Origin of the sequence: Micromonospora matsumotoense, from assembly GCF_050951065.1 — a bacterium.
Lineage (GTDB): Bacteria > Actinomycetota > Actinomycetes > Mycobacteriales > Micromonosporaceae > Micromonospora > Micromonospora matsumotoensis.
On the sequence record NZ_CP192025.1, the window covers coordinates 3,469,388 to 3,494,728 of the forward strand.

Annotated in this window: 16 protein-coding genes and 1 pseudogene; 6 read left to right on the plus strand and 11 right to left on the minus strand. The window is 72.7% G+C overall.

The annotated features are described in order from the left end of the window. The first annotated feature begins 14 nt into the window (after nt 1-14). On the plus strand, nt 15-2,261 hold the full coding sequence (locus tag ACQP1S_RS15245; RefSeq protein WP_432907227.1) for an ATP-binding protein: 2,247 nt from the start codon (nt 15-17) through the stop codon (nt 2,259-2,261). 3 nt (nt 2,262-2,264) lie between these two features. On the opposite strand, the gene ACQP1S_RS15250 is transcribed toward ACQP1S_RS15245, so the two are convergent. Next, complete coding sequence (locus tag ACQP1S_RS15250) at nt 2,265-3,392, minus strand: helix-turn-helix domain-containing protein (protein ID WP_432907228.1); 1,128 nt, start codon at nt 3,390-3,392, stop codon at nt 2,265-2,267. Between the two features lie 162 nt (nt 3,393-3,554). Beyond that, on the minus strand, nt 3,555-5,027 hold the full coding sequence (locus tag ACQP1S_RS15255; protein WP_432907230.1) for an RICIN domain-containing protein: 1,473 nt from the start codon (nt 5,025-5,027) through the stop codon (nt 3,555-3,557). 482 nt (nt 5,028-5,509) lie between these two features. On the opposite strand from ACQP1S_RS15255, the gene ACQP1S_RS15260 reads away from it, so the two are divergent. After that, the gene (locus tag ACQP1S_RS15260) at nt 5,510-6,409 is read left to right on the plus strand and encodes a hypothetical protein (RefSeq protein WP_432907232.1); all 900 of its coding nucleotides are present in this window, start codon (nt 5,510-5,512) and stop codon (nt 6,407-6,409) included. 77 nt (nt 6,410-6,486) lie between these two features. Here ACQP1S_RS15260 and ACQP1S_RS15265 read toward each other — a convergent pair whose 3' ends face one another. From ACQP1S_RS15265 to ACQP1S_RS15275, 3 genes are all read right to left on the minus strand, one after another. After that, nucleotides 6,487-8,073 carry a class I SAM-dependent methyltransferase gene (locus tag ACQP1S_RS15265; protein ID WP_432907233.1) on the minus strand — a complete coding sequence of 529 codons (1,587 nt, stop codon included), beginning with the start codon at nt 8,071-8,073 and terminating at the stop codon, nt 6,487-6,489. 132 nt (nt 8,074-8,205) lie between these two features. Beyond that, a complete protein-coding gene (locus tag ACQP1S_RS15270) occupies nt 8,206-11,028 on the minus strand; it encodes a M14 family zinc carboxypeptidase (RefSeq protein ID WP_432907234.1) in 2,823 nt (940 codons plus the stop codon). A 176-nt stretch (nt 11,029-11,204) separates the two neighbouring features. Then, nucleotides 11,205-12,023 carry a CPBP family glutamic-type intramembrane protease gene (locus ACQP1S_RS15275; protein ID WP_432907236.1) on the minus strand — a complete coding sequence of 273 codons (819 nt, stop codon included), beginning with the start codon at nt 12,021-12,023 and terminating at the stop codon, nt 11,205-11,207. A gap of 195 nt (nt 12,024-12,218) precedes the next feature. On the opposite strand from ACQP1S_RS15275, the gene ACQP1S_RS15280 reads away from it, so the two are divergent. Both ACQP1S_RS15280 and ACQP1S_RS15285 read left to right on the plus strand, forming a co-directional pair. Further along, a complete protein-coding gene (locus tag ACQP1S_RS15280; protein ID WP_432907238.1) occupies nt 12,219-13,400 on the plus strand; it encodes a sensor histidine kinase in 1,182 nt (393 codons plus the stop codon). Next, nucleotides 13,397-14,062: a response regulator gene (locus tag ACQP1S_RS15285; RefSeq protein WP_432907240.1), complete on the plus strand. Its 666-nt coding sequence runs from the start codon at nt 13,397-13,399 to the stop codon at nt 14,060-14,062. The genes ACQP1S_RS15280 and ACQP1S_RS15285 overlap by 4 nt, the downstream gene beginning before the upstream one ends. A gap of 66 nt (nt 14,063-14,128) precedes the next feature. Here the strand turns inward: ACQP1S_RS15285 and ACQP1S_RS15290 are convergent, their stop codons facing one another. Then, nucleotides 14,129-15,634 carry a phosphoesterase gene (locus ACQP1S_RS15290; protein ID WP_432907242.1) on the minus strand — a complete coding sequence of 502 codons (1,506 nt, stop codon included), beginning with the start codon at nt 15,632-15,634 and terminating at the stop codon, nt 14,129-14,131. Nucleotides 15,635-16,151: 517 nt separating this feature from the next. Between ACQP1S_RS15290 and ACQP1S_RS15295 the strand changes: the two genes are divergently transcribed. Beyond that, nucleotides 16,152-17,078: a DUF4394 domain-containing protein gene (locus ACQP1S_RS15295; protein WP_432907244.1), complete on the plus strand. Its 927-nt coding sequence runs from the start codon at nt 16,152-16,154 to the stop codon at nt 17,076-17,078. A gap of 172 nt (nt 17,079-17,250) precedes the next feature. On the opposite strand, the gene ACQP1S_RS15300 is transcribed toward ACQP1S_RS15295, so the two are convergent. The 5 genes from ACQP1S_RS15300 to ACQP1S_RS15320 all read right to left on the minus strand — a co-directional run bounded on the left by ACQP1S_RS15300 (nt 17,251) and on the right by ACQP1S_RS15320 (nt 24,689). Next, the gene (locus ACQP1S_RS15300; protein ID WP_432907246.1) at nt 17,251-20,154 is read right to left on the minus strand and encodes a hypothetical protein; all 2,904 of its coding nucleotides are present in this window, start codon (nt 20,152-20,154) and stop codon (nt 17,251-17,253) included. Next, nucleotides 20,151-21,263 carry an ATP-binding protein gene (locus tag ACQP1S_RS15305; protein WP_357776280.1) on the minus strand — a complete coding sequence of 371 codons (1,113 nt, stop codon included), beginning with the start codon at nt 21,261-21,263 and terminating at the stop codon, nt 20,151-20,153. Before ACQP1S_RS15305 ends, ACQP1S_RS15300 begins: the two co-directional genes overlap by 4 nt. Nucleotides 21,264-21,277: 14 nt before the next feature. Beyond that, a complete protein-coding gene (locus tag ACQP1S_RS15310) occupies nt 21,278-22,654 on the minus strand; it encodes a VWA domain-containing protein (RefSeq protein ID WP_432908049.1) in 1,377 nt (458 codons plus the stop codon). Between the two features lie 173 nt (nt 22,655-22,827). Beyond that, nucleotides 22,828-24,222: a hypothetical protein gene (locus tag ACQP1S_RS15315; protein WP_432907248.1), complete on the minus strand. Its 1,395-nt coding sequence runs from the start codon at nt 24,220-24,222 to the stop codon at nt 22,828-22,830. Further along, nucleotides 24,222-24,689 carry a hypothetical protein gene (locus ACQP1S_RS15320; RefSeq protein ID WP_432908051.1) on the minus strand — a complete coding sequence of 156 codons (468 nt, stop codon included), beginning with the start codon at nt 24,687-24,689 and terminating at the stop codon, nt 24,222-24,224. The genes ACQP1S_RS15315 and ACQP1S_RS15320 overlap by 1 nt, the downstream gene beginning before the upstream one ends. 251 nt (nt 24,690-24,940) lie before the next feature. On the opposite strand from ACQP1S_RS15320, the pseudogene ACQP1S_RS15325 reads away from it, so the two are divergent. After that, a pseudogene (locus ACQP1S_RS15325) lies at nt 24,941-25,327 on the plus strand (DUF664 domain-containing protein). Nucleotides 25,328-25,341: the final 14 nt, after the last annotated feature.

Genomic DNA, 25,341 nt, shown 5'->3' on the forward strand with positions numbered 1-25,341 from the left:
TGAGGGTGTGCTCGGTGAAGCCGATACCGAGCGCACCCGAACGGCCGACGCTGGGTGCCGTCCTGCGCGGTCGCCGGGTGGCGGCGGGCCTGTCGATCGAGGGGCTCGCCGAGCGCTGCGGGGTGAGTGCCCGGGCGATCAGCGACATCGAACGCGACCGGGTCCGCCGCCCGCAACGGCGTACCCTGACCGTGCTGCTCGACGTGCTCGCCGTGCCGGACGACGAGCGTCGTCGCCTGGTCGAGACCGCCTCCGTGCGGCCGGCCGGCGGGGGACTGCCCGATCCGCCGCGTTACTTCAGCGGCCGGGCGACGGAGCTGCGGACCCTGGGCGACATCGCCCGTCGCCCGTCGGGTGACCGGCAGCAGGCCACCGTGCTCGTCGTCACCGGGCCGGCCGGGGTGGGCAAGACCAGCCTCGCCCTGCGGGCCTCGGCGGATCTGGCCACGGAGTTCCCCGACGGTCGGTTCTTCGTCGACCTGCGGGGCATGGACGACGTTCCCACCACACCCGGCGAGGCGCTGCACCGGCTGCTGCGCGCCCTCGGTGTGCCGGAACCGCGGATTCCCGCCGGGCTCGACGAGCGGTCCACGGCGTACCGGTCGGTGCTCTGCCAGCGCCGGGCCCTGGTGGTGTGGGACAACGCCGCCGACGAGGCCCAGGCGAGGCCGCTGCTGCCCGGGGCCGGGCCGGGTCTCGTGCTGTTCACCAGCCGGCGGCGGCTCAGCGGTCTCGACACCGCACAGTGGCTGTCCCTGGAGCCGTTGCCGGCCGAGGACTCCACCGCGATGCTGCGGGCCATCGCCCGGCCCGTCGCCGCCGACCCGACCGAGCTGCACGAGCTGGCCCGGCACTGCGGTCACATGCCCCTGGCGCTGCGCGTCACCGGGCAACGACTGTCGGACGAGCCGGGGCTGTCCGTCGCGGAGCTCAACCGACGGTTCACCGGCGAGCAGGCCCGCCTGCGGGTCATCGACGCCGGCACCGCGGGCATCCACACCGCGCTCAGCCTGTCCTACCGGCGGCTCGGGGCCGACCTGCGACGGACCTTCCGTCGGCTGTCCCTGATGCCCGGTCCGGACTTCGGCCCGGACCCGGTCGCCGTGGTCACCCAGGTCTCCGACGAGGAGGCCGAACAACGGCTGGAAGCCCTGGTCGAGAGCGGTCTGGTGGCCGCCGTTCCCGCAGACCGGTACGGGCTGCACGACCTGGTACGCGACTTCGCCGTCGACCGGATGACCGCCGAGGAACCGGACTCGGTGGGCCCGTTGCGGACGTGCTCGCTGCACTGGTGGTTGGCGCGGACCGCGGCCGCCGGGCGGCACTTCGAACCGAACGGGCCGACGTCGCTGACGGAGTTCCCCGATCGCGCGGCGGCGACCGCATGGCTCGACGCCGAGCGGGGCAACTGGTTCGCCGCGCTGCGGTCGGCCGCCGCCGAGGGCCTGCACGCCCCGGTGGTCGACACCGTCGACGCGCTGCACTGGTTTTCCGACAGCCGGGTCCATCTCGACCTCTGGGCCGAGGTCTTCCGGTTGTCCGCCGAGTCTGCCGCCCGACTGGGCGACCCGCGTACCGAGGCGGTCCATCTCAACTATCTGGCCTGGGCGCAGGCGATCTGCCAGCGGGAGTTCGCCGGCAGCGTGGCCACCGCCGGCCGGGCGCTGGACCGGGCGGTCCGCGCGGACGACCCGGCCCAGCAGGGCTGGGCGCTGCTCTATGCCGCCAGCGGCCACGCCGGTTTGGGCGAGCACGCGGCGGCGCTGCGGCAACGGCAACGGGCCTGGGTGATGCTGCGTCGCTCGACCGACCGCGAGGGCCTGCCGCAGGCGATGGCGTCGCTCGGCTCCTCGCTCCTGGCGCTCGGTAGGCCGGCCGAGGCGCTGCGGGTGCACCAGCGGACGCAACGGTTGCTCCGGGACCCGCGCTATCCCATCGCGGCCTTCGCCCGGGCCGCCACCGACGCGCTGAACTGCCGGCGCATCGGCGACGATCTCGCCGCCCTCGGCCGGTGGCCGGAGTGCGTCACCGCCCGGCGGGAGGCGGTCGCGCGTCTGCGCGCGACCGCCTTGCCGGCGATCGAGGCCGTGGCGTCGGTGGAGCTGGTCGAGGCGTTGCGGCGCACGGGGGAGACCCGGGAGGCCCCGGCGCACCTGGTACGGGCGATCGCGCTGGCCGAGGAGTGCGACGATCCGGACCTGGCCGGTCGGGCCGCGACGCTGCTGGCCGACCTCTCCCGCGACGGCCGCACCCCCGGGTGAGGATCAGGTGCCGGGCGCGACGCGGGCGAAGGCGCGTACCAGCGGGTGCGGCTCGTAGCGGTGCTCCCGGCCGGCGGTGACCCAGCCCCGCTCGGCCAGATCGAGGAAACCCGCCTCGGCGGGGACGGGGCCGGCCGGCCGGGTCAGCAGCCGGACGGCGCGGCGGGCCCGGGCCGGCAGCCCGGCATAGGTCCGCTCGAACGCGTCGCGCACCGACAGGTCGCCGGCGACCAGCGCGTCCAGGACCCGCTCCGGCCTGCCCAACCGGTCGATCAGCCACTGGGCGCTCCACTGCGGCCGGGTCAGCAGCCGGTTCGCGGTCACCCGCAGCGCCAGCGGCAGCCCGCCGCAGCCGGCGGCCAGCGAGGCGACCGCGGGGGCGGGCGCGGTGCCGTCCACCATCGCGGTGAGGGCGGCCCGCGCGTCGGCCGCCGGCAGCGGTGGCACCAGCCGTCGATCGGTCGCCGGAAGACCCGTCAGCGGATGCCGGCCGGTGATCAGGGTGACGCCGAGGGCGTCGGGCGGCAGCAGCGGCCCGACCTGCCGGTCGTCGCGGACGTCGTCCAGCAGGACCAGGATCCGTCGGTGGCGTAGCAGGTCGCGGTACGCCCCGATGGCCACCGGGTCGGGGCCGTGTGACGCCGGGTCGGACGGTGGCAGCAACCGTCGCGCGATCGTGGCGGCGGTGGCGTCCGCGACCGGGCCGGGGAACCGCACCCCGTCGGGGAACCGCTCGGCCAGCACCGTGGCGGCCTGCACCGCCAACGCCGTCTTACCCGCCCCGGGCAGGCCGATCAGCTGTACCGCGGGGCGGCGTCGCAGCTGCCGGGTCAGCCAGGCGATCTCGTCGTGGCGGCCGGTGAAGTGTGCGGTCACCCCGGGCAGTCCGGTGACCCCGGCGACCTGTTCGCCGGCCGCGTGCAGCTGGCCGGCGTCGCGCACGTCCAGTCCCAGTGCCGCGCCCAGGGCGCGCAGGGTGCCGTGGTGCGGGCGGTGGATCCGGTGCCGTTCGATCCCACCGATGGTCCGGGGGCTCACCCCGGAGCGGACGGCGAGTTCCTCGATGGTCAACCCGGCCGCGATCCGCAGTGACCGTAACCGGTGGAGCTGTTCCTGCGTGTTGTCCCGCACCCCGTACCCCCGCCAGGACGACTGCTGTCCGGCCCAGTAGACGGCACCGGAGCGCCACCTGGAGTGACGACCTCGTCACACCGACGCCTGGGCAGCCGGTACGCGGGGTGGCATCCGGCCGCCGTCCCGGTCTGCGGGAGCCGGGACGGCGGCCGGGGTCGGTCAGGAGGCCCCGACCCGCTGCCACTGCTGGTTGGCGGCGGTGCCGCAGGTGTACTGGATCACCCGTGCGCCGTCGGCGGTGGAGTAGCCGGTGACATCGAGGCACCTGCCGCTGTGCCGGGCGGCGATCTGGACGTAGCCGGAGCCCGCGTCCCGTAGCTGCCACTGCTGGTCGGTGCGGCCCGGCTGGCACCCGGACTGCTGCACCTGCGCGCTGTCGGCGGTGGCACCGCCGGCCACGGTGAGGCACTTGTCGCTGTGCCGGGCGACGATCTGGACGTAGCCGGAGCCGGCATCCCGTAGCTGCCACTGCTGGTTGGTGCCGTTGTTGCAGGCGTACTGGGCCACGGCGGCGGCGTCGGCGGTGGACCGGTCGAGCACGTCCAGGCACTTGCCGCTGTGCCGGGCGCGCAGCGTGTCGAAGGTGTAGCCGCCGTTGACCCCGGTGACGACGCCGGTGGCGGTGTCGATGGTCAGCTGCGGATACCAGCTCATGGTCAGCGAGGTGGCCGAGGGGAAGTTCAGCGGCAACCAGACGTACCGGGACTGGTTGACCGGGCCGCCCGTCGCGCCGGCCCACCGGTCGCCGAGATAGAGGTACGACGTGGCGGCGCTGCCCTGCACCGGCAGCACGTACGCCGACTGGGAGTCGTAGGTGGTGCCGTCGCCGAAGTTGGTCGGGTTGGTCCAGGTGCCGGCGACGCTGCTCGCGGTCGCGTACCGGCCCTGGTTGGGTGACCAGCCGGTGGCACCCGAGGTGACCAGGAAGTAGACCCCGTTGCGTTTGAACATCGCCGGGGCTTCCCGGTAGTTGTCCGGCCACAGCGTCCGGACCAACGAGGCGACCCCGGTGTAGTCGGCGGTGAGGCGATAGATGTTCAGGTCCGCGTTGTTGCGGGTGGCGGAGATCAGGTACGCGGTGCCGTCGTCGTCGCGGAACACCGTCTGGTCCCGGGAGTCGTGGCCCAGCGGCCGGAAGCTGCCCAGGTAGCGGTAGGTGCCGTCGACCGTGCTGGAGGTGGCTACCGCGACCCGGGCCTGGTGGTAGTCGACGCCGTTCTCCCAGTGCATCCAGAGCACGTACTGACCGGTGCCGGCGTTGTAGATCACCTTCGGTCGTTCGATGTTGGCCGTCGCCAGCTCGCCCGCGGAGGACTGGGTGAGCACGTTGTTGCGGAACTCCCAGGTGCGCAGGTCGGTCGAGCGGTAGACCGACACGTACCGGAAGGTGTTGTTGTCGTTGCGGTTCTCGCCGAACCAGTAGTAGTAGTCGCCCACCTTGATCATGCCGCCGCCGTGGGCGTGCACCCCGGCGCCGGCGGTGTCGGTGAACTGGGTGCCGTTGGCCACGGTGACCGGTGCGGCCCGGGCGGCGGGGGCGGTGAGGGTGAGCGGGGCGAGCAGGGCCGCGCAGGCGGCGAGGGCGAGGAAGAACCGGCGGAGGGTGGTGGTGGGGTGGGGCGCGGCAGGCATGGCCGCCTCCTCTTGCGATGGGCGCGAGGTGCCCGCAGGGACGCGCGGGCCCTTTTCTCGACCCTCACGATAAGCCGGCCCACTGTCGCATGCCCATACATAGATGTGATCTGCATCGATGCCTGGTGGGCGAAGTGGGGTGCGCGTCCCGTATCGCCGGTTGGCCCGGTCGTCGCGCTTGTCGAGATCGTGATCAATGATCTACATCACATTGTGAACCGTTTTCGCAGTGCCCGGCACGGAAGGCGCGTTCCGGGCCGAATCCCTTCCCGCACCTCGCATTTCGCCGCCGAAGGCGCCTGCGGCGGGTCGGTGAGCCCGGCGGTGAGCCCGAATCCGCCACTCAGCGTAGTCAAGTCTCAGCCGCCCGTGGTCGGTCGGGGTTCGTTGCCCTCCGACAAAGAGCGCCTCGGTTTGTGCCGCTCACTACCCTGACCGATGATCCAGTGCCTGGGTACCGTCGACAGCGATAAGGGCTTCAGATGAGCAACAGTCACCCTCCGTACGGAGAGCAGCCGGATCCGAACGTCACCCCGTGGAGCGGGCCACCGGCCCCGCCCGCCGGTTACCCGGCGTACGGCCAGCCGGGCCAGGCCCCGCAGTACGGCCAGGCCCCGCAGTACGGGCAGGCCCCGCAGTTCGGTGTTCCCGTGCCGCCGCAGAAGTCGAACCGCGGTCTGGTCATCGGCCTGATCGTCGGCGCGGTGGTCCTCATTCTCGCGCTCTGTGGCGCCGGCATCGGGCTCGCCCTGGTCGGCAACGACGACGAGACCGACCCGACGCCGACGCCGAGCGCGACCACCGACCGCGGTCCGGGGCCCGGCACGGGCACCTCGGCCGTCCCGCAGCCGTCCGAGTCGTCGCCGGAGCAGCCGAACAGCAACAACAACAACGCGGTGACCGCCCGCTACTCCAGCGACATGTCGTCGGTCTGCGACGGCAGCCCGATCCTCAACGCCGCCACCTACAGCGGCCCGGCCACCGCCAAGGCGTACGTCTTCTCGAACAACCCCGAGCGGCCGACGCTCTGGTCGTCGAAGCTGGTCGGCTCCGACAAGCGTTACTACGCGAAGTCGGCCGACTTCACCACCGTGTCGGTGGTCGGCTGCATGTCGATGGTCCCGGGCAGCGAGGGCGCGCCCAAGAAGTGCGACTACAAGGCGAGCGACGGCAAGAGCGTCAGCGTCTCCTACATCTCGTCGCGCTACCAGCTGACCTTCTTCGCCGCGAAGACGGCCGAGAAGATCGGCGACGGTGGGGTCGTCAGCGCCCCGGCGACCCGGTGCCCGAGCTTCATCTCGTACAACAAGACGACGATGAAGGCGTACGCGGCGCCGGACAGCGGCACCATCGAGGCCGCTCTGGACAAGTTCCTGTCCTGATCGGCTCCTGACGGCGGTGCCGGGGGCGGGAGCATCCTCCCGTCCCCGGCCTTCCGTCGCCGGTCGGGCCCGGTGGGTCAGGTGTTGACCGGCCGGCGGGCGACCAGCAACACGTGCGTCACCGGCCAGTCCAGCGGTGCGCCGCCCAGCGTGGACAGCGCGGCGGCCGGCGCGAGCCGGTGGTCGACGATCCAGTCGTTGCGGTACGGGCCGCTGGCCGGGTCGACCTCGAAGCCCACGTCGGCCAGCAGGGCCTTCCAGTCGGCCCACTCCAGCCCGCAGAACTCCTCCTGGGTCTCCGACAGCCAGTTGTCGGTGTAGTCCTTGCGGGTGAGGAAGTCCATCGCCGCGCCGAGCGGCAGCTCGACCACCGCGCCGGTGCCGTCGTCGACCGGGCGGTGCGGGAACGGGAAGCGGTAGTCGACGGCGAACTGGTCCAGCCGGGCCCGCGTCGACAGCCCGGCGAGCCGTTCGGCCACCCGCTCGGCCGGCAGCGACGCCAGGTCGGGGTGGGGCTGCGCCGGGTTCGCCCCGTCGGTGGTCGACAGCCGCAGCCGCACTGTCCGGTCCCGGCCGTCCGGGCCGCACACGTCACTGTTGATCCACACTCCGCCGGGCACCGTGTGGTCGTAGATGGCCTGCACGAACCGGCGCAGCGAGGCCAGCTGCTCGCCGTACGACCAGATCTCGTGGGTCAGCGCGAAGGTCAGCGTGGTGTCCACCGAGCGGGGCGCGAACACCGCCCCACCGAGCACGTTGCGGCGGTAGAAGAACACGTTCGGGTTGGCGAAGAAGCCCTGGGCCTTCTTGTGCACGCACTCCTCGTACAGGTGCCGCGCCACCTCCACCCCGATCAGGTCGCTCTCCCGCAGGGTCGGCTCCCGGTCGGCCAGTTCCAGCACCGCGCCCGCACCGCAGCCGACATCGACGATCCGGCCGGGCCGCACGTGCTCGCGCACCGCCGCCCACTTGCGCTGCGCCGCCTCGGCGAACGCCTCGGCGTACGTCCGGTAGTCGCGGGTGGCGGTCAGCCCGCCCTCGTCCCCGACCACCGGGTCGTTGACCACCGAGCGGACCAGGTCGTCGAGCCGGTAGCGGGCGTACACGTCGAGGGTGGCCGGGTGGGCCAGGTCCCGCCAGGACGGGTCGTCGGCGGCCAGCCGCAGCAGCACGTCCCACGGTCGGGCCGGCGTCGGGTCGACGTCGGCCTCCACCCCGGCGATCGGGAACCCCAGCGCGGCGTACATCGCGGCGACCTGCGGGGTGGAACAGGCCACCACGGTGTTCGCGGGGGTCAGCTCCAGGCCGGCGGTCGCCGCCACGTTCTTCAGGGTTACCTCGGCGAACCGGTCGGTGGCGGCGGTGTCGAAGACCGGCACCACCACCGACCGCAGCCCCGCCAGGACGCTGAACCGCTCGATCGCCGCCTCCCGCCGGTGGTAGGGGACGGGGTTGCGGCGGGTGTTCTCGTGGTTGGCCGAGGTGACCGCCCAGACCACGGTGACCGGGTCGTCGCCCGCCGTCGCGGTCGGCACGCCGTCGGCCGCAGCGTGGTCGCCGTCCGGATCGTCGTGGTGACCGGTGGTGGCGAGCCGGTGCAGATAGTCGGCCTGGAACCGGGTCAGCAGGTGATGTCGGCCGGGAAACAGCAGGTAGCGGGGCATGCACCGTTCCTAGCCGACGCCGGTTGCCCGGCGCCGCGCGGGGTGCCCGGGCGGGCGGAGGGCTCGGCCGCGCGCGGGTGCCCGGGTCGGTGGGGGCGGCACCGCGCGGTGCCGCCCCCACCCTGAGGGGCCTTACCCCACCACGGAACGCAGCGGGATCTGCGCGGCCCGCAGGGTCCGCACCAGGTCACCCAGGAACGGGTGCTCGTCGATCTGGAGCCCTGCCGGGTTCGGGATCACCAGGTACGCCGAGCCGTCCGCCACGGAGACCCGGGCGGTGTCGGTGTACCGGTCGACGACCGCCTCGGTGCGGGCCAGGTCGCCGGCGGCCACCTGGATGGTGAACGGCCGCCACTCGCCGCCCAGGTTCTCCGCCACCGGTGCCGCCGCCGCGGCGGCGCGGGCCGGGTCGACCTGGACCGGCGACGCGGTCCGGGCCGCGGTGCCGCTGCTCGGGTAGAGCAGCGCGTTGGCCACCAGGTGCAGACCACTCTCGTTGTACGCCCGGAACAGCGGGTTGAACGCGAACAGCACCGCCCGTCCGGCCCCGGTCGGCTCGTCCACCACCGCGACCGTGCCCTTGAGCGTGTCGCCCTGCACGGTGTAGCCGTTGGCCCAGAACGTGTCACCGCCGGGGTAGCGGAGCACGTTGCGGCCGGTGCTGCTCGGGTTGAGGATCGGGTCGTTGTTGTGGAACTCGAAGTCCTCCGCCGGCCGGCCCAGCCCGACCGGGCTGTCCGGGTCCACGTCGACCCGCAGGTGCGACCCGATCACCGTGTAGCCGGTCGGCTTCGGCTTCTCCGTGGTGGAGGTGAGCCCGGCGGCGCGGGCCAGCCGGGTGCCCTCGTTGCGCAGTCCGAGGTAGGTGTGGCCCTGGGCGATCCAGGCGCGCAGGTTGGCCTGCCCGGTCGCGGTGAGCCCGCCGGTCGCGTTGCTGCCGTCCGGCACCAGCAGCACCGTCCGGTTGGTGAAGGCCGGGGTGTTGTCGTTGATGTCGGCCGTGCTGACCGGGGTGAGGTCGAGGCCCCACCGCTTGCCCAGCACGTACCGGGCCTCGCCGTGCGAGCCGGAGGTGGTGGAGATGCCGGTGCCGGCGAACAGGCCGACGTCCGGCCGGCTGATCGGGGTGCCGACGGCCGCCGTGGTGTACGGGGTGAGCGTGACGCCCAGCTTCTTGGCCGTGGTGTTCAGCTCCGGCGTCAGCCCGCCGGCCGGCATGCCCACCTCGCCGCTGTCGAGGTCCCGGACCAGCGGCACACCCTTACCCAGCAGGGTGAAGGTGAACTCGGCCGCGGCGGCGGAGTCCAGCGCGTAGGTGTACGAGCCCTTCAACGGCGGGGCGGCCAGGATCTTGCCGCCACCGGTGTTCTGGATCTTGTCGATCAGCTCCGCGTTGGGCTTCACGTCGGCACCGGTGTAGACCGCGTTCACCCCCATCAGCAGCGGGTTGCTCCACGACGACACGTCATAGAAGTACGGGAACGGCGTGTACGGGTCCTCACCCATGACCGCCTGGATCCAGTGCTTCTGCGGCTGGTTCATCGGGATCCAGTACGACCCCACCGGCACGGTCAGGTTGGTCGCCGAGCGGCCACCGAAGAGCTTCGCGCTCGGCAGCTTGACCGCCTTCTTGACCTGGTAGACCTCGACGTCCATCCGGCGTAGCCGTTCGACCAGCTGGCGGGCGTCGGCGAGCTGCCGGTCGGGCAGCAGGAAGTACGACCGGATGGTCTGCTCCGGCACCGGGAACTGCACGGTGTTGGTCGGTTCGACCACCTCGTTGGGCTCCAGCGCGCCGGCCCGCCCCTGGGCGAGCGCGTCCTTCCAGACCTTGAACCAGCCGGCGAGCACCTCCTGCCTGTGCGCCGCCGCCCAGCCGAGGGTCGACCACTGGGTGTGGAACTGCTGCTGCACCCGGTCGGCCACCGCCGACGCGCTGCCCTTCTCGAAGGTCATCCCGGCGGCGCCGAAGCCGGCGGCCGGCACGGTGTCGCCGTACCCCATGAAGAACAGGTCGTAGGTGGAGTAGTTGAAGTAGCACTCGGTGGTCACCGTGGCGCTGCACGCGCCGTGGTAGCCGAAGCCGGCCTTGTTGGCCTCGCCGATCCGGTTGATCCAGTCGACCGCCTCGCCGGCGATCTCGTGGTGGATCGGGTCGGCGTTGGGCGGGAAGAAGTACTGCCGGCCGCCCATCTCGTGCGCGTCGACGAAGACCTGCGGCGGGTACTTCCGCATCAGTTCGAGCTTGCCGTCGGTCTCCTGCTGGGTCCGGGCGAACCAGTCCCGGTTCAGGTCGAAGCCGTACTCGTTCTGCCGGCGGCTGGCGTCGCGGCCGTCCGGGTTCTGCGTCGGCACGATGATGGTGATCAGGTTGTCGTTGCGCTGCTGGACCTCGCAGGACAGCCCGGCGGCCAGCTCGTAGAGCGTCTTGAGGGCGGCATCCGTGCCGCTCTTCTCCCCGCCGTGCACGTTGGCGGTCACCCAGACGATCGCCGGTGCCGCCTCGATGATCTCGCCGGCCCGCTGCTGGTCGACCAGTCGGGGGTCGCGCAGCGAGCGGACGTCCTCGGCGATGCCCGTGAGCACGGCCGGCCGGACGTTGCGCTCGTTCGACACCACCGCGTACGGCAGCGGCTGGCCGAGCACGCTGGTGCCCATGACGCCGGTGACGACCCGCTTCGAGGCGGTGTCCACGGCGGTGAGGTAGCCCCGGACCTCCTCGTTGGTGACCACCCGTTCCTGACCGGTGCCGAGCGGGAAGCCGAGGAAGCTCTCCGGGCTGGGCACCGTGGACACCCGGGCGGTCGGGTCACTACTACAGGCCGGCGTCAGGGGCGCGGCCCCGGCCGCCGGCCCGGCGGTCAGGGCCGACGTCGCAGCCAACATGACGATGACGGCGGCACCGGCGAGCCGTCGTGGGAAAACCAGGGTGGAGCTGCGCTGTGCAGGTCGCATGAGGCTTTCGTTTCCCTTCCCGGGAAATGAACCAAGGGTGATCGAAGCCTAGGGGACGTCTCGTACCCGGGAACTGGGCGGGCTGCCGCCCGGTGAACCGAAAGATCCACTTCGGTGGAGCCGGGGACCGCCCGGGCGCGCGCAGTACCCGGGCGGCCTGAACCGATGTCCTGGCCTCACCGGACAGGCGCACCGACCGGGGTGGCCGTGGGGACGGTGGTGGGGGTGGTGCCGGCGGGAGCGGGTGGACGCCGGGTCGACGTCCACAGTGCCGCCGCGGCCACCGCGACGAGGGTCACGACGCCGGCCTCGCGGCCCAGCGCGGCGACGGCGTCGGGACTGTCGGTGGCGGTGCTGGCGACGGCGACGGCGAGACCCATGTTGAACGCGGTGTGCATGATCACGACGGGGTAGACGCTTCCGCTGACCTCGCGGAGCCAGCCGTACACCTGCCCGGCGCAGGTGAGGACGGCGAGGAAGACCGGGACGATGATCCAGCGGTTGCCCTCGGTGAGGTACCCGCCGGTGGCGAAGAAGACCAGGGGCAGGTGCCAGATGCCGTGCAGGAGCCCGGTGCGCAGGTGCGGCACGCGTCGCCCGGTGGACGCCAGCAGCGGACCGAGGTACCCGCGCCAGCCGATCTCCTCGAAGAACACGAAGACGAGCATGACCGGCAGGTCCACGAGCATGGCGACACTGTCGGCACCTGCGGGGAGGTGCCACCCGGTGAGCCCGGTCAGTCGGAGCACCGCCTCCGAGACGAGCAGGACGGCCACCGGCGTGACGACGGCGACGGGCCAGAGCCGGGTACCGAGCCGGCCCAGCCCCAGCGGCGTCCAACCACTGCGGCGCCAGCCGTCCCGGGTGACCACGAGCTGCATGACGAGAACGGACAGCAACGGCGTGACCATGGCGAAGACCGCGGCGGCTTCGCCGTTGGGCCAGGTGAGGGCGAGCACCACGCACATGGTGAGCGCCATGACGTAGAACGTCACCGCTCGGGCGGTGGCTGACAGATTCGTGAACACGTTGCACTCCGGTTGCTCGGGGCCCTTACCGTCTCCTGCCGCCTGCCCGGTGCACCTCTGCCAGCAGGCTCGACGATCGCCGTGGGCCTCTGTCTGCAGACAGAGGCGGGGTAAGCCGAGCAGCGGAGGCCCGCGGCTCCACCGGTCCGTAGCATTCGCCGCATGACCCGACCCGAGATCGGCGCGCTGCCCCTGCCGGTCCGGCGCGCGCCCGACTGGGTCGACGCCGCGCTGGCGGTGCTCGCGGCCGTGCTGGCCGTGGCGGTTCTCGTCAGCGCCGACGTGGCCGCGATCGACCCGGCCCTGCACCGGGCGTCGGTGATCGCAGTCGTGATCACCGCGGTGGGGGCCGCCGGGACCGGCCTGCGGCGGCGTCGCCCGCTGCTGGGGCTCGCCCTGGTGGCGGTGGCCGCCTTCGTCGTCTCGGGCGGCTCGTACTTCACCGGTGTGTTGCCGTACCTGACGATGCTGGCCCTGTACTCGGTGGCGGCGCACGGCACCCGTCGCGAGGCCGTCATCGGCCTGGCCCTCGTCGTCGTGGCGTTCATCGCGTTGCAGGGCGCGGGCGTCCCGGACCTCGCCGTGATCGATGTCGCCACGAGCGCGGCCATCTGTGTCGCGGTCGTCGCGGTCGGTGACACCGTACGGCAACGGCGTGCCCATCAACGGGACCTCCTGGCCGCCGCCGGCGTGCGGGCCGACATCGCGTCCCGGCAGGCGGTCGTGGAGGAGCGACTGCGGATCGCGCGGGAACTGCACGACGTGGTCGCGCACAGCATGTCGCTGATCGCGGTGCAGGCGGGCGTGGGCGCACATCTGCTGCGCGGCGATCCGGACGCGGCCGAGCGGGCGCTCGTGGTCATCGCCGAGACGAGCCGCCGCGCGTTGGTGCAGACCCGGTCCGTGGTGGGCCTGCTGCGCGGTGGTGACGACGCGCCACCTTCGGTGCCGGGTCTGGTGTCGCTGGAGACCCTGGTGCAGGGGGTTCGCGAGGCGGGGCTGAGCGTCGATGTGCGGATCGACGGGACGAGACGCGACGTGCCCGCCGTGGTCGACCTGGCCGCCTACCGGGTGGTGCAGGAGGCCCTCACCAACGCGGTGAGACACGCGCCGGACCACCCGGTGACGGTGCGGATCACCTACGCGCCGACGGCCCTGCGGGTGGTGGTCGGTGCCGCCGGCACCGGCGAACGGGCCGACGTGCCGCCGACCGCGCCGGGCTTCGGGTTGTTGGGCCTGCGCGAGCGGGCCCGGGCCGTCGGGGGCAGCCTGACCGCCGGAGCCACCGCCGACGGTGGGTTCCAGGTCTGCGCGGACCTGCCCACGGGTGAGGACCCGCCATGATCCGGGTCGCGGTCGTCGACGACCAGGAACTGGTACGGAGCGCGTTCGTGCTCCTGTTGCAGTCGCACCCGGGGCTGGCGGTCGTCGGACAGGCCGGTGACGGGCGGGCCGCGGTCGCGCTGGCCCGCTCCGCCCGGCCCGACGTGGTGCTGATGGACGTGCGGATGCCGGGCCTGGACGGGCTGGAGGCGACCCGACGGATCGTCGCGGACGACCGCTGCCGGGGGACCCGGGTGTTGATGCTGACCACCTATGACGACGACGATCTCGTGCACGCGGCGCTACGCGCGGGCGCGAGCGGCTTTCTCCTCAAGGACGTGCGCCCCCAGCACCTGCTCGACGCCATCGAGGTCGTCGCGGGCGGTGAGGCGCTGCTCGCACCCACCGTCACGCGGCGGCTGATCGAGCTGTTCGCCACGCTTCCGGCCCTGCGGCCGGTACACGCGAGCGTCACCGAACGCGAGCGTGACGTCCTGCGGGCCGTGGCTCGTGGACTCGCCAACCGGGAGATCGCCGAAGCGCTGAACCTGGGCTACGGCACGGTCAAGACGCACGTGAGTTCGCTGCTGCTGAAGTTGGGCTGCCGCGATCGGGCACAACTGGTGATGTACGCCTACGAAACCGGCCAGGCTGTCCCCGGCACACCTGCGGCCGAAAAGTAGCGGCGCTGCCCGACATCGGCGGGAGCGGTGTGGACCGTCCGCCGCCGACGTCGGGCCGCAACGCGGTCAGCGCACCTGCACGAACACCGGGTTGGAATAGAACCACAGGTCGCTCCACGGGCTCTCCAGCCCGTCGGCGAGCGGCTCGGCCTCGTCGGTGCTCGTGCCGCGTACCCGCAGGTAGCTGTCGGTCTCGACGTTGCGCAGGGTGTGCCGGATGACCTGCTGGGCGCCCTGCTGCCGCCAGTCGCGCGGGCCGAACCGGGCGACCACGGCGGTGCTCGGATTGGTGTCGGCGTCCCGGTCGGCGCTCGGCCCGGTGACCTGGCCGACGATCAGGTCCACCCGCCGGACCTGCGGTCGGTCCCCGTTGCCGTTCGTGCCGGTCGGCGGCCGGAACCGGATCTCGACGTCCACGTCGGTGCGGTTACGGCGGTTGACCGTGACGGTCTCGCCCGACCCGGCCGAGTGCCCCTGGCTGCTGGCCGTCACGTCGAGCCGGGTGATCAGGTCACCGGTGGTCACGAAGATCCGCCCGTGCCGCAGCCCGTCCATGATGTCGCGGTACTCCTGGCGGGCCAGCACGTAGGTCTTGCTGTACTCGCCCGGCCAGAAGTCGGTGCCACCCCGGGTCCAGTGCACGTGCGAGTCGGAGGTCGCGGTGATCCACCACCGACGCCCCTCACCGAGCAGCGCGTCCCACAGCCCGCCGACCCGGGCGGTCGCCTGGTCGAAGCCGCCGTAGGTGGGGTGGTTGCCGTAGCCGCCGCGCGCGCTGCCGTTGAGCGGGCCGGCCTGGTGCCCCGGGGCACCCTCGAAGCCGACGTACACGTCCGGGGCCGCGTCGTTGCCGTTGCGGAACTCGTGCGGCAGGTCCTGCCCGTAGACGCCGAGCCCGGTCGCCGAACGGGAGGTGTGGTGGGCGATCACCAGCGGCTTGTGCGGCATGGTCCGGGCCACCTTGAGGAACTCCACCATCTTGGCCTCGGTGTCCCGGCCGGGATCGGCCGGGAACGGGTCCCGCTTGGCGAACCGACTCTCCAGCTCGAAGAGCTGCTTCGCCTCGTCGGCGTGCCGGGGAATCATCAGGGTGTGGTGGTCCATCGCCGGGGCATCGAACTCCATCCCCCAGAACTGCAACACCTCGGGCACCAGCCGGCGGGACCGCAGCAGGTCGGGGTACGCCTGCTCCAGGTTGACCTTGGAGTGCGTCGGTCCACCATGGTCGGTGCACATCGCCCAGGTCAGCCCGAAGTTCTTCGCCATGATCGCGTTGGTGACGATCGGGTAGACCGCGTCGGCGCCCTTGCGGAACGTCGGCGGGTTCGTCGTGGTGTCGAAGTCTCCGCTGTACTCGGAGTGGATGTGGTGGTCACCGGCCCGCCAGATCCGGTTGTCCGGCCGGCCCGCGCCGGCCTGCGCCTGATCCTGCCGGTCCGGGTCGGCGTGGGCCGCCTCGACGCCCACGAACGGGCCGGCGGCGGCGAGCGTCGCGCCGACGCCCGCGTACTTCACCAGTTGGCGACGCGACAGCTGACCGCCTGTGGCGTCCTCGGATTCCCTGTGCTGCACTGCGGAGCCTTCCGCTCGATCCGGTGTTGACCGTGTCGATCACGAAGCCTGGGAGAGGGCGGTGAACAGCCGTTGCACGGCGGTCGGGGGCGGCGTGAACGCCGCCCGGCCAGCCGAGGGCCGCCGGCCGGTCCATGCCCGAAGGTGGGCGTCCCGTCGCGTAGCGCGCGATGGGGGCATCCGATCACCGTCCGACCTGTGGCGACGTACCGACGGATCGGCAGCGACCGCGAGGGTCTCGGGTGGGCGTCGGCCGGCCCGTGGGTGCCGGGGCCGTCGCCTGCCGACCGCCGTGCGTGCCGGTTGCTTCCTGCCGAGCGGCGGCGACCGGGACGCACCGCCGGATGCGCAAACCGATCGAAGTTTCTCAATGGAGTAGTCAATCCGACAGTCGGCTACGAAGTTTGCCAGATAGGGTCTGAGCAGGGAAAACGCCTTCAGGCGTCTCCCTTTGGGGTGGTCCGGGCCGCCGCCCTGCCGAGCAAACTCGCTCGCCTCCTACCCGAAAGGTTCTCCCATGCGCCATCTCCTCCATCGAGGGCTGCTGACCGGAGTGGCCGTCGTCGTCGCGCTGTCGGCCACCCCGGTCTCCGCCGCCGCGTCGTCGGGCCCGTCGTCGGGCGCTGCGTCCGCCAGCCGTCCGTCGCTGGCCGCCGGCACCTGCTCGATCCTGTGGGACCTGCTCAACCTGGGTGGCCGCAACGGCCTCGTCGCGGTCGGCCTGACCGAGGACCAGCAACTCATCAAGTTCGCGGCCAACCGGCCGAACCTGACCTGCACCATCGGCACGGTCGACCTACCCGGTGCCGAGACCCTGGTCGGCATCGACTACCGGGTCCAGGACGGCAGGCTCTACGGCGTCGGCGACGCCGGGGGCGTCTACACCCTGTCCACCCGCGACGCCACCGCGACGCAGGTCAGCCAGTTGACCGTCGCCCTGAGCGGAACGTACTTCGGCGTCGACTTCAACCCGGCCGCCGACCGGCTACGGATCATCAGCGACACGGGCCAGAACCTGCGGCACAACGTCAACTTCGGCGGGACCACCCTCGTCGACGGAACGCTCACCTTCCCACCCGCGGTCGGCACCGCCCTCGGGGTGACCGGTGCGGCCTACACCAACAACGACCTCAATGCGAACACCGCCACCACCCTGTTCGACATCGACACCACCGGTGACCAGGTCGCCGTCCAGTCCCCGGCCAACTCCGGCCAGCTCGCCGCGACCGGCAAGCTCGGAGTCGACGCCGATCAGCGGGCCGGCTTCGACATCTACAGCACGATCCGCAGCGGCCGGGCCGTCGGCAACACCGGCTACGCCGTGCTCAACGGCACCGGCCCCAGCCGGCTGTACGCGATCGACCCGCTCACCGGCGAGGCCAGCACCACGGGCGCGTTCGCCCAGGTGGTCGTCGACCTCGCCCTGCAACTCAAGCAGCCGTAACTACCCGCCCCGGCGGGCACCCGGACGGCGACGGCGGTGGACCTCCGGCGTCGCCGTCCGCCCGGATCGGCCATGCGCTGCCGTGTCCCGTCCCGCACCCGGCAGCGCATGGCAGGCCGTCATAACCGGACCAGCATCACCCCGCCGGCACGGTCGCCCACGGCGACCCCGATCACCCGCCGCCGAGCAGTGCCGCGACCGCCTCGACGGTGTCCGGATGCGCGGCCACCAGCGCCGACTCCGACGGCCCGGCCGGCGTCGCCTGCGGTGTCGACCACCCGCCGTCGCAGCCGAGCAACGCGGCAACCGCCCCGACCGCCGCCGGGTGCGCGGCGAGCAGGGTGTGCACCTGCCCCACCGGCCCGACCCGTACCGCCGACGGTGTGGGCGTCGGGGCCGGGGCCAGCCACGGCGGCACCCAGGCGTCCAGCTCCGGCAGCGTCCCCGGGAAGGTGCGCGCGGCCTCCCGCACCAGCAACGGCACCAGCTCCGGGCCGTGCTCCCGCAGGGTGGTGATCAGAGTGGGCAGCCAGGGCAGCAGGACCGGGTCGGGCAACCGGGCGAAGGCGGTGGACATCGTCTCCACCACGAACGGCGCGAGCCCTGGCACCGGTTCCAGTGCGTGCACGAAACCGGAGAGATACCTCGGAAAGGCCGGCACCACCAGCGGGTTGGCCAGCAGTTCGGCGCAGCGCTCCCGCAACTCGGCCAGCGGCAGCAGGCCGAGCTGGTGCCGGGCCGCCCAGAGCAGGGCGACCTTTGCCGGGCTCTCCGGGTGCGACTGGGCCACCGCGAGTTCGAGCTGGGACCGGTCGCAGCCCAGCGAGAGCGCCAGGCTCTCCATGCTGAACAGGAAGCCCAGCATCGCCCCGACCTGCCGGACCCCGGTCTCCTCCTCGACGAACGCGGTCGGCAGCAGGGTGCAGTAGTGCGCGTAACCGGTCGTCACGAACGCCTCGCACCAGGCCGGCAGGGCCGGGGCGGTGGCCCGGTGGTGGGCCAACAACCGGCGGATCCGCCGCAGCACCTCCGGGGCGTCGTCCACGGTGCGTTCGGTGGCCAGCAGCTCCACCGCCCGGGCGCCCAGCTCGTCGACCAACCGGGGGCTGTTCAGCAACCGGATGGCGTCCTCCACGGCGGCGAGGGCACCGGCGGCGGTCGCGTCGGTGCCCCGGACCGCCCGGCGCAGCCGCTGCTCCAGCACCTGCTCGACGGTCACCCCCTCGTAGCCCAGCTCGATCAGCGCCCGCTGGTGGCGGCCCAGCGCCAGGTCCCAGCTCTCCTGGATGGACCGGTGTCCCAACCGGCGCTCACCCATGATCGGGCGGACCGCGTCGGCGGGGAGCAGGTGCCGCAGCATCCACAGCAGATCCGAGCAGCCGGCCAGGGCGGGGGTCGCGTGCAGGTCCAGCAGGGCCCGTCCGATGGTGCGCTTCTCCAGGTCCAGGCCGAGCGGCTGGAGACGGTCGAGCACGTCGCGGGCCAGCGGCGGCAGGGCGTCGTAGCCCACCTGCCCGATCCGGTCCCCGCCGAGCAGGATCTCGCAGAGCCGTCGGACGTCCCGCCGACCCGGTACGACGTCCTTCTCGATGCAGGTCACCGCCGCGTCGGCGAAGTCGTACGGGGTCGGGCGGGCCCGGTTACGCAACCCGGCCAGCAGGATCGAGGTCTCGAACACCGCGATCGCGTCGGCGGTGCTGGCCAGGTATCCGTTGCGGCGGGCCAACCGGACGATGTCCACGCACCAGCCGCGCAGCTCCGCCTCGTCCAGCCCGTCCAGGGGTGGCGGTGCGGCGAGGAATCCGCTGAGCCGATCGGCCATCGGCCCGGTCGGTGCGGCCACCGCAGCGGCCTTGCGCCGGCCCCGACCCTTTCCGCCCCGTTGGCCGTCCAGCCGGAACGGCGTCAGGCCCGACCCGCTCACCGCCTTGGTCCAGGTGGCGGCGGCGATCGACACCGAGCCCGGCGCCAGCCCGAACTGCGCCTCGATGGCCGAGTGGCTCGACGGGATCAGCCCGTACCGCCAGCGGGTGCCGGTCCGGGGGGTGATCGCGAAATCCGGGGCGGGGGAGTCCAGGCCGAACTGCGCGACCCGACTGGCGGCGTGGAACGCACCGCACACGTAGAGGCAGTCCGCCGGGTCGGCCCCGGACGCGGCGAGATGCTCGCGCATCCGGGTCCACATGTAGCGCTCCCGGTCCTCGTCGCGCTCGGTGCGGTCCGATCCGGCCGGCCGCAACCGGCGGAACAGGCTGCCGATCAGCACCATCACCTGTCGGTAGGTGTCGTGGTCGGCGCCGGCGAGGGGACGCTCGACGTACTGGTCCCACCACTCCGACCAGTGCCGCACCTTGCCGTGGTGCAGCAGGTACGCCTCCAGCTCGGCGAACCGGGGCCGCAGGTCGCCGATCTCCACACCGACCGCGTCGCCGTGCAGCGCCGCCTGCTCACCCGCGCCGCCGGTCGACGCGGTGACCGCCGCCGGCCCGGCATCGTCCGTCGGCCCGGTGGCTCCCGCCGGCCCGGCGTCGTCGCGCGGCGACCACTGGAAGACGTGGTCGGTGGAGCGGTCCACCAGCACCAGCTCCACACCCGGCGTCTCCAACGCGTACGCGATCGCCTGGTATTCGGCGGACGCCTCGGTGACCGGGGCGACGACGCTGAGCGGACCCCACTCGGCGGGGAAGCCGTCCAGCTCGGAGGCGAACGCCTGCACCGCCACCGGCAGCCGGCAGTTGCGCAGCTCGCCCAGGAGCGGCTGGAGGTCCTCGCACAGCTCCAGATAGATCACCTTGGGTTGCTTGTGCCGCAGCCGGCGTACCATCGCCAGCGCCGAGGCCGGCGAGTGGTGACAGACCGGGAAGATCTCCAACCGCTCGCCCAGCGCCCGGTCGACGTCGTCGACGATGCCGGCGAGGATGCCGGCCAACGCGTCGGCGGAACCGGCGAAGGTGGCCGCCGCGTCGGTGAGCTGCTCCCGCAGCGCGCCGAACGGCCCGGCCGCCACCCCGGCCCCGGCGGTGCCGCCGTCCCCGGTGGTGCGGTGGGGATCGTCGGGGGCGGTGGCGGTGGTCATGACAGCGAGGCGATCGCCTGGCGACCGCCGTCGAGGAAGCCCGCCCAGCCCTCACCGTTCTGCTTGGCCCGGGGCTCCACCACCCCGTGCAGGTACTTGTTGAGGATCGCCAGGTCCTCCGGGCTGCGGCGGGCCAGCGACCCCATCAGCGACCCGGCCAGCGTCTCCACCCGCAGGGTACGGTCGCCGAAGAACTGACTGTGCAGGATGGCGTCCTCCAGCACGCCGATCTGCTCGGCGGTGGACAGCGCCGACTCCAGCTTCTCGTCGTCGCTGGTCGCCGACGCGGCGGCGGCCCGCAGGTCGGCGAAGCTCTGCAACAGGATGTCCAGCAGGGTGGGCGGCACGTCCAGCTCGATGCGGTGCCGGCGCAACAGCTCCTCGGTGCGGAACCGGACGATCTCCGCCTCGCTGCGCTTGTTGGTGACCACCGGGATCCGGACGAAGTTGAACCGGCGCTTCAACGCCGACGACAGGTCGTTCACGCCCCGGTCCCGGCTGTTCGCGGTGGCGATGATGGAGAAGCCGGGTTGGGCGAAGACGATGTTGTCGTCGTTCAGCTCGGGGATGGAGACGTACTTCTCCGACAGGATGGAGATCAGCGCGTCCTGGACGTCGCTGGTGGAGCGGGTCAGCTCCTCGAACCGGCCCACCACGCCCTGCTCCATCGCCGTCATGATCGGCGACGGGATCATCGACTCGCGGGACTGCCCCTTGGCGATCACCATCGAGACGTTCCACGAGTATTTGATGTGGTCCTCGGTGGTGCCGGCGGTGCCCTGCACCACCAGGGTGGAGTTGCGGCAGATCGCGGCGGACAGCAGCTCGGCCAGCCAGCTCTTGCCGGTGCCGGGGTCGCCGATGAGCAGCAGGCCCCGGTCCGACGCCAGGGTCACGATGCTGCGTTCGACGAAGCTGCGGTCGCCGAACCACTTCTGCGGGATCTCCCGCTCCAGACCGTCGGCCCGTTCCGAGCCGAGGACGAACAGTCGGACCATGCGCGGGCTCAGCCGCCACGAGAACGGCTTCGGGCCGGTGTCGACCGACTCCAGGTAGTCGAGTTCGTCGGCGTACTTGACCTCGGCGGGGGCACGCAACATCTCGGACATGAGGGGTGTCTCTCCTAGGTGAGGAAGCTCTTGAGCTCGAAGACGAGTTTGCGGATGTGACCGGAGAGGACCGGGGTGCCCAGGTCCTTGAGGCGCTGCCGGAACCAGGGGTTGACGCTCTGCTGGCCGGAGCTGCTGACCGAGCCGACCGGGATGAACCGCACCCCGGAGCGGTGCACCGCCTCGATGCCGTCGAACAACGGTTGGGAGCGGTTGAACTCGTAGAAGTCCGAGATCCACACCAGCACCGTGTTGCGCGGCTCGACGATCTTGGGGCGGGCCATCGCCATCGCCACCGGCCCGTCGTTGCCGCCGCCGAGCTTGGTGCGCAGCAGCACCTCGAACGGGTCGTGCACCCACGGGGTCAGGTCCAACGCCCGGGTGTCGTACGCGATCAGGTGCACGTCCACCTTGGGCAGCCCGGCGAAGATCGAGGCCAGGATGGTGCAGTTGACCATCGAGTCGACCATCGACCCGGACTGGTCCACCACCACGATCAACCGGGACGGGGTGGTCTTGCGGGCGGTCTGCCGGTAATAGAGCCGGTCGACGTAGAGGCGCTCGTCCTCCGGGCTCCAGTTGGTGAGGTTCTGCCAGATGGTGCGGTCCAGGTCGAGGTTGCGGTAGACCCGCTTCGGCGGCACCGACCGGTCGATCGCGCCGACGGTGGTCTGCTCGACCTGGGTCCGCAGCACCTCGGCGACCTCGTCGACGTACCGCCGGATCAGCGACTTCGCGTTGGCCAGCGCCACCCCGGACAGGTTCGCCTTGTCCCGCAGCAGCTGCTCGATCAGCGACATGCTCGGGGTGAGCTGGCTGGCCAGCTTCGGATCGGCCAGCACCTCGCGCAGGTGCATCCGGCGCACCAGGTCGGCCTCCAGGTTGCCGAGGGTGCCGCCCAGCCCGGTGCCACCCTGCCGGCGCAGCTCACCCGGCGGGCAGCCGAGCGCCTGCTCGAACCAGCCCGCGTCGGACTGCCAGCGGGCCAACTGACCGGCGCTGACCGGCCCCGACCCGGTGCCGAAGACGTTGAGCAGCAGCTTCGACACCAGCGCGGCTCGGCGGACCTCGGCCTCGCCCGGCCGGTGCCTGCCGAGGTCGCCGGAAGCCGGGCCGCCGGCGGTGTCGGCCCCGCTCGACGCGGTCGCACCGTCACCGCTGGTCCCGTCCTCGTCGCCGGGGGCGGCGGGACCGCCGGGGGCGGAGACGCCGGCGGTGTTGGGGACGCCGCTGGTGCTGTCGGGGTCGGCGGCGGTCGTGGGGTCGGCGGGGGCGGCGAGCAGGCCGCGCAGCTCGTCGGCGAGCACGGGGAAGCGCTGCACGACAGTGTCCACCGAGACGGTCGGGTCCAGCAGGGCTGCGGGCAGGCCGAGGTCGTCGACCACGGCCACGCTCGCCGACTCCAGGGTGGGCTGCTCGTCGGGGTCGAACAGTCGGCTCAGCAACCGCCAGTAGAGCACCTGCCGGCGGTTCTCGGCGGCCAGGTCGCCCGAGGTCACGGCGTCGTCGCCCGGTGGCACGGCGTCGCCCGGCGACGTGGTGTCGCTCATTGCGGTGGGCTCGGTCATCGGCGCAGCAACCGTCCCGCGCGTTCGCGCAGCACGGCCACGGCGTCGCCCGCCCTGGCCTCGGCCTTCGCCACCTTCGGGTCGGTCACCCCGTCGGCCCAGTCGCCGTTGTGCGCCTCGACCGGCCGGCGTTTGACGGTGGCCTGCACCGCCAGCGGCTGCACCAGCCACCGGCCGTCGTCCCAACGCACCAGGCCCAGGCAGGACGACGAGGCGGCGACCAGCGCGGGAGTGAGCGGCCCGCCGGCCGGCAACCGGTCGAGGGCGACCGCGAGGCGGTGCCCGTCGAGGTCGACGGCCAACCCGCCGTCGTGCACGACGTAGCCCTCCAGCAGCACCGGCTCGGCGATCGCCACCGGGTGCCGGTCCAGCGGCGGGATGGCCGTCGCCGCCGCCGTGCCGAGCAGCACCCGGGCGGTGGCGAACGGATCGGCAGGCTCGCCCGCCTGCGCCTGCCCGTCGACCCAGTGCAGGTCGCCACCCAGCGCCGGCAGGTCGGTGACGACCAGCGCCCGTCGTTGCGCGATCGCGGTGAGCAGCACGGGGTACGCCGACAACAGCCGCCACACCGCAGGCCCACCGATCGTGGCGACCTTGGCCGCGCCCACCGTCACCCGGACCAACCGGGGTGCGGTGGCGTCGGCCGGTTCGAGGATCGCGTGCAGTTGCACCTGGACGGCGGTCTCGTGCTCGTGGACGTCGACCCCGAGCGGCAGCAGTCGACCGGTGACCCGTTCGGTGGCGGTCACCGTGGCCGGGGCGGGCCCGTCCTGGGCGAGCAGCACACCCCGGGCCCACAGGTCCGCCCAGCGGCGTACCGGCACCTGCGCCATGGTCGCCACCGGCAGCCCGGCCCGCAGTTCGGCGGCGAGCCCGTCGAGCAGCACCGCCAGCCGGCGCGACTCCGGCTCGGCCAGCGCCGCCTCGACCGGCGTCCCGACGGCGGAGAGCAGTTCGTGGTCGACGCCGCGCCAGCCGGCGAGGGCGGTCTCGTGCAGCCAGGACCGGGCGGCGGCGCGGGCGGGGGAGGGATCGCCCGCTTCGCCGGTCGGGGTCCACGGGGTCCGGTGCCGCCCGAGGGCGGTGTCGAGCTGGTCGAGCAGGGCGTCGTGGGTCGCGCCGAGCAGCGCCGTCCGGGCGCCGGCCAGCGCGGCCAGATGTTCCTGCCCGACCGAGCCGGCGGTCACCTTGCCCACCGCCTCGGCCACCCGTTCGCCCAGCGGGGTGCCCGCCACCGCGCCGGCCAGGGCCGTCAACGCGGTGGCGTCCTGTTCGCCGACCCGGGCGAAGCCCCGCAGCAGGGCGTCGTCGAAGCCGGCGACCACGTCGTCGGCGTCGGTCAGCCCGGTGGGGGTGCTGTCGCGCAGCTGCGCCAGCTGCGTGCCGAGCATCAGCGACCTGCCCCGGTGGAGGGGAACCAGTGCAGCTCGGGCAGCACGGTGGTGCTGGCCGGGAACTCCAGGTAGGCCAGGTGGCGCAGGAACCGGCTGAACACCACCGCGGCCGAGGTCGGCTCGTGCCGGGCGTCGAGCCGGGACAGCAGCTCGACGCCGGTCTGCGTGCCGTCACCGGCGTCGACCCGCAGGTAGCGGGCGACCCGGTCGACGCCGTACTGGAGCACGGCCTCGTCGGCGAGGGACTCCAGGTGCTTGCAGGGCGCGCCGCGCAGCCCGCCGCAGGGTCGGTTGTTGTTGGTGCTGCAATGGTAGGCGTGGCTGCCGGCGGTCACCGACGAGACATACACCCGCTCGATGTCGGACCCGCTGGACACCACCCCCTGCAACCGCCCGTCGGCCAGCTCGAGGAAGGGCACCTTGGCCAGCTTGCGGGGCCGGGCCGGTGGCACCACCGCCAGCACGCTCCGCCGCCGCGCGGCCCCGTCAGCGTCCGTCACCGCACGTCCTCCCACCCGCCGTAACACCGGCGTCGACCATGGTTGATGGCGTGCGCCGGCCGAGGCCGGCGCCGCCGTGACCACAAGATCATGGCCCCCGGGTACGACAGTTCCCGGGGTGGCGACCATCCGGTGCGCGGGCCGTCCGGTGCTCCCGATGATCGTTGGTGGCCTCCCAGACCACGCTGCTGGGCCTGGTGAAGCATGCGACCTTCGTGGAGAAGGTCTGGTTCGACGAGGCCGTCACGGGGCGGTCGCGGGGCGGTCGCGCGCCGAGATCGGCATCCCCGCCACGTCGGACCAGTCTCGTCCTCGCCGACGACGACACGATCGCCGCCGTGTAGCAGGCCCATCGGGAGGCCTGCGCCGCGTCGCGGCGGGCGACGGCCGCCCTGGGTCTGGACGACGTCCTGTCCGGGCACCGGCGGGACCCGTGCCCGTTGCGGTGGGTGTACCTCCACGTGCTGCGGGAGTTGGCCCAGCACTGCGGGCACGCGGACATCCTGCGGGAGCAGCTCGTCGATGCTCAGCCCACGGGGTCGGTCCGCCCGGCCGCCGTCGGGGCACCTGCGCCGGCCGGGGCGGGGTGCGACGCCACCTGACCGTGGGGGCGGTG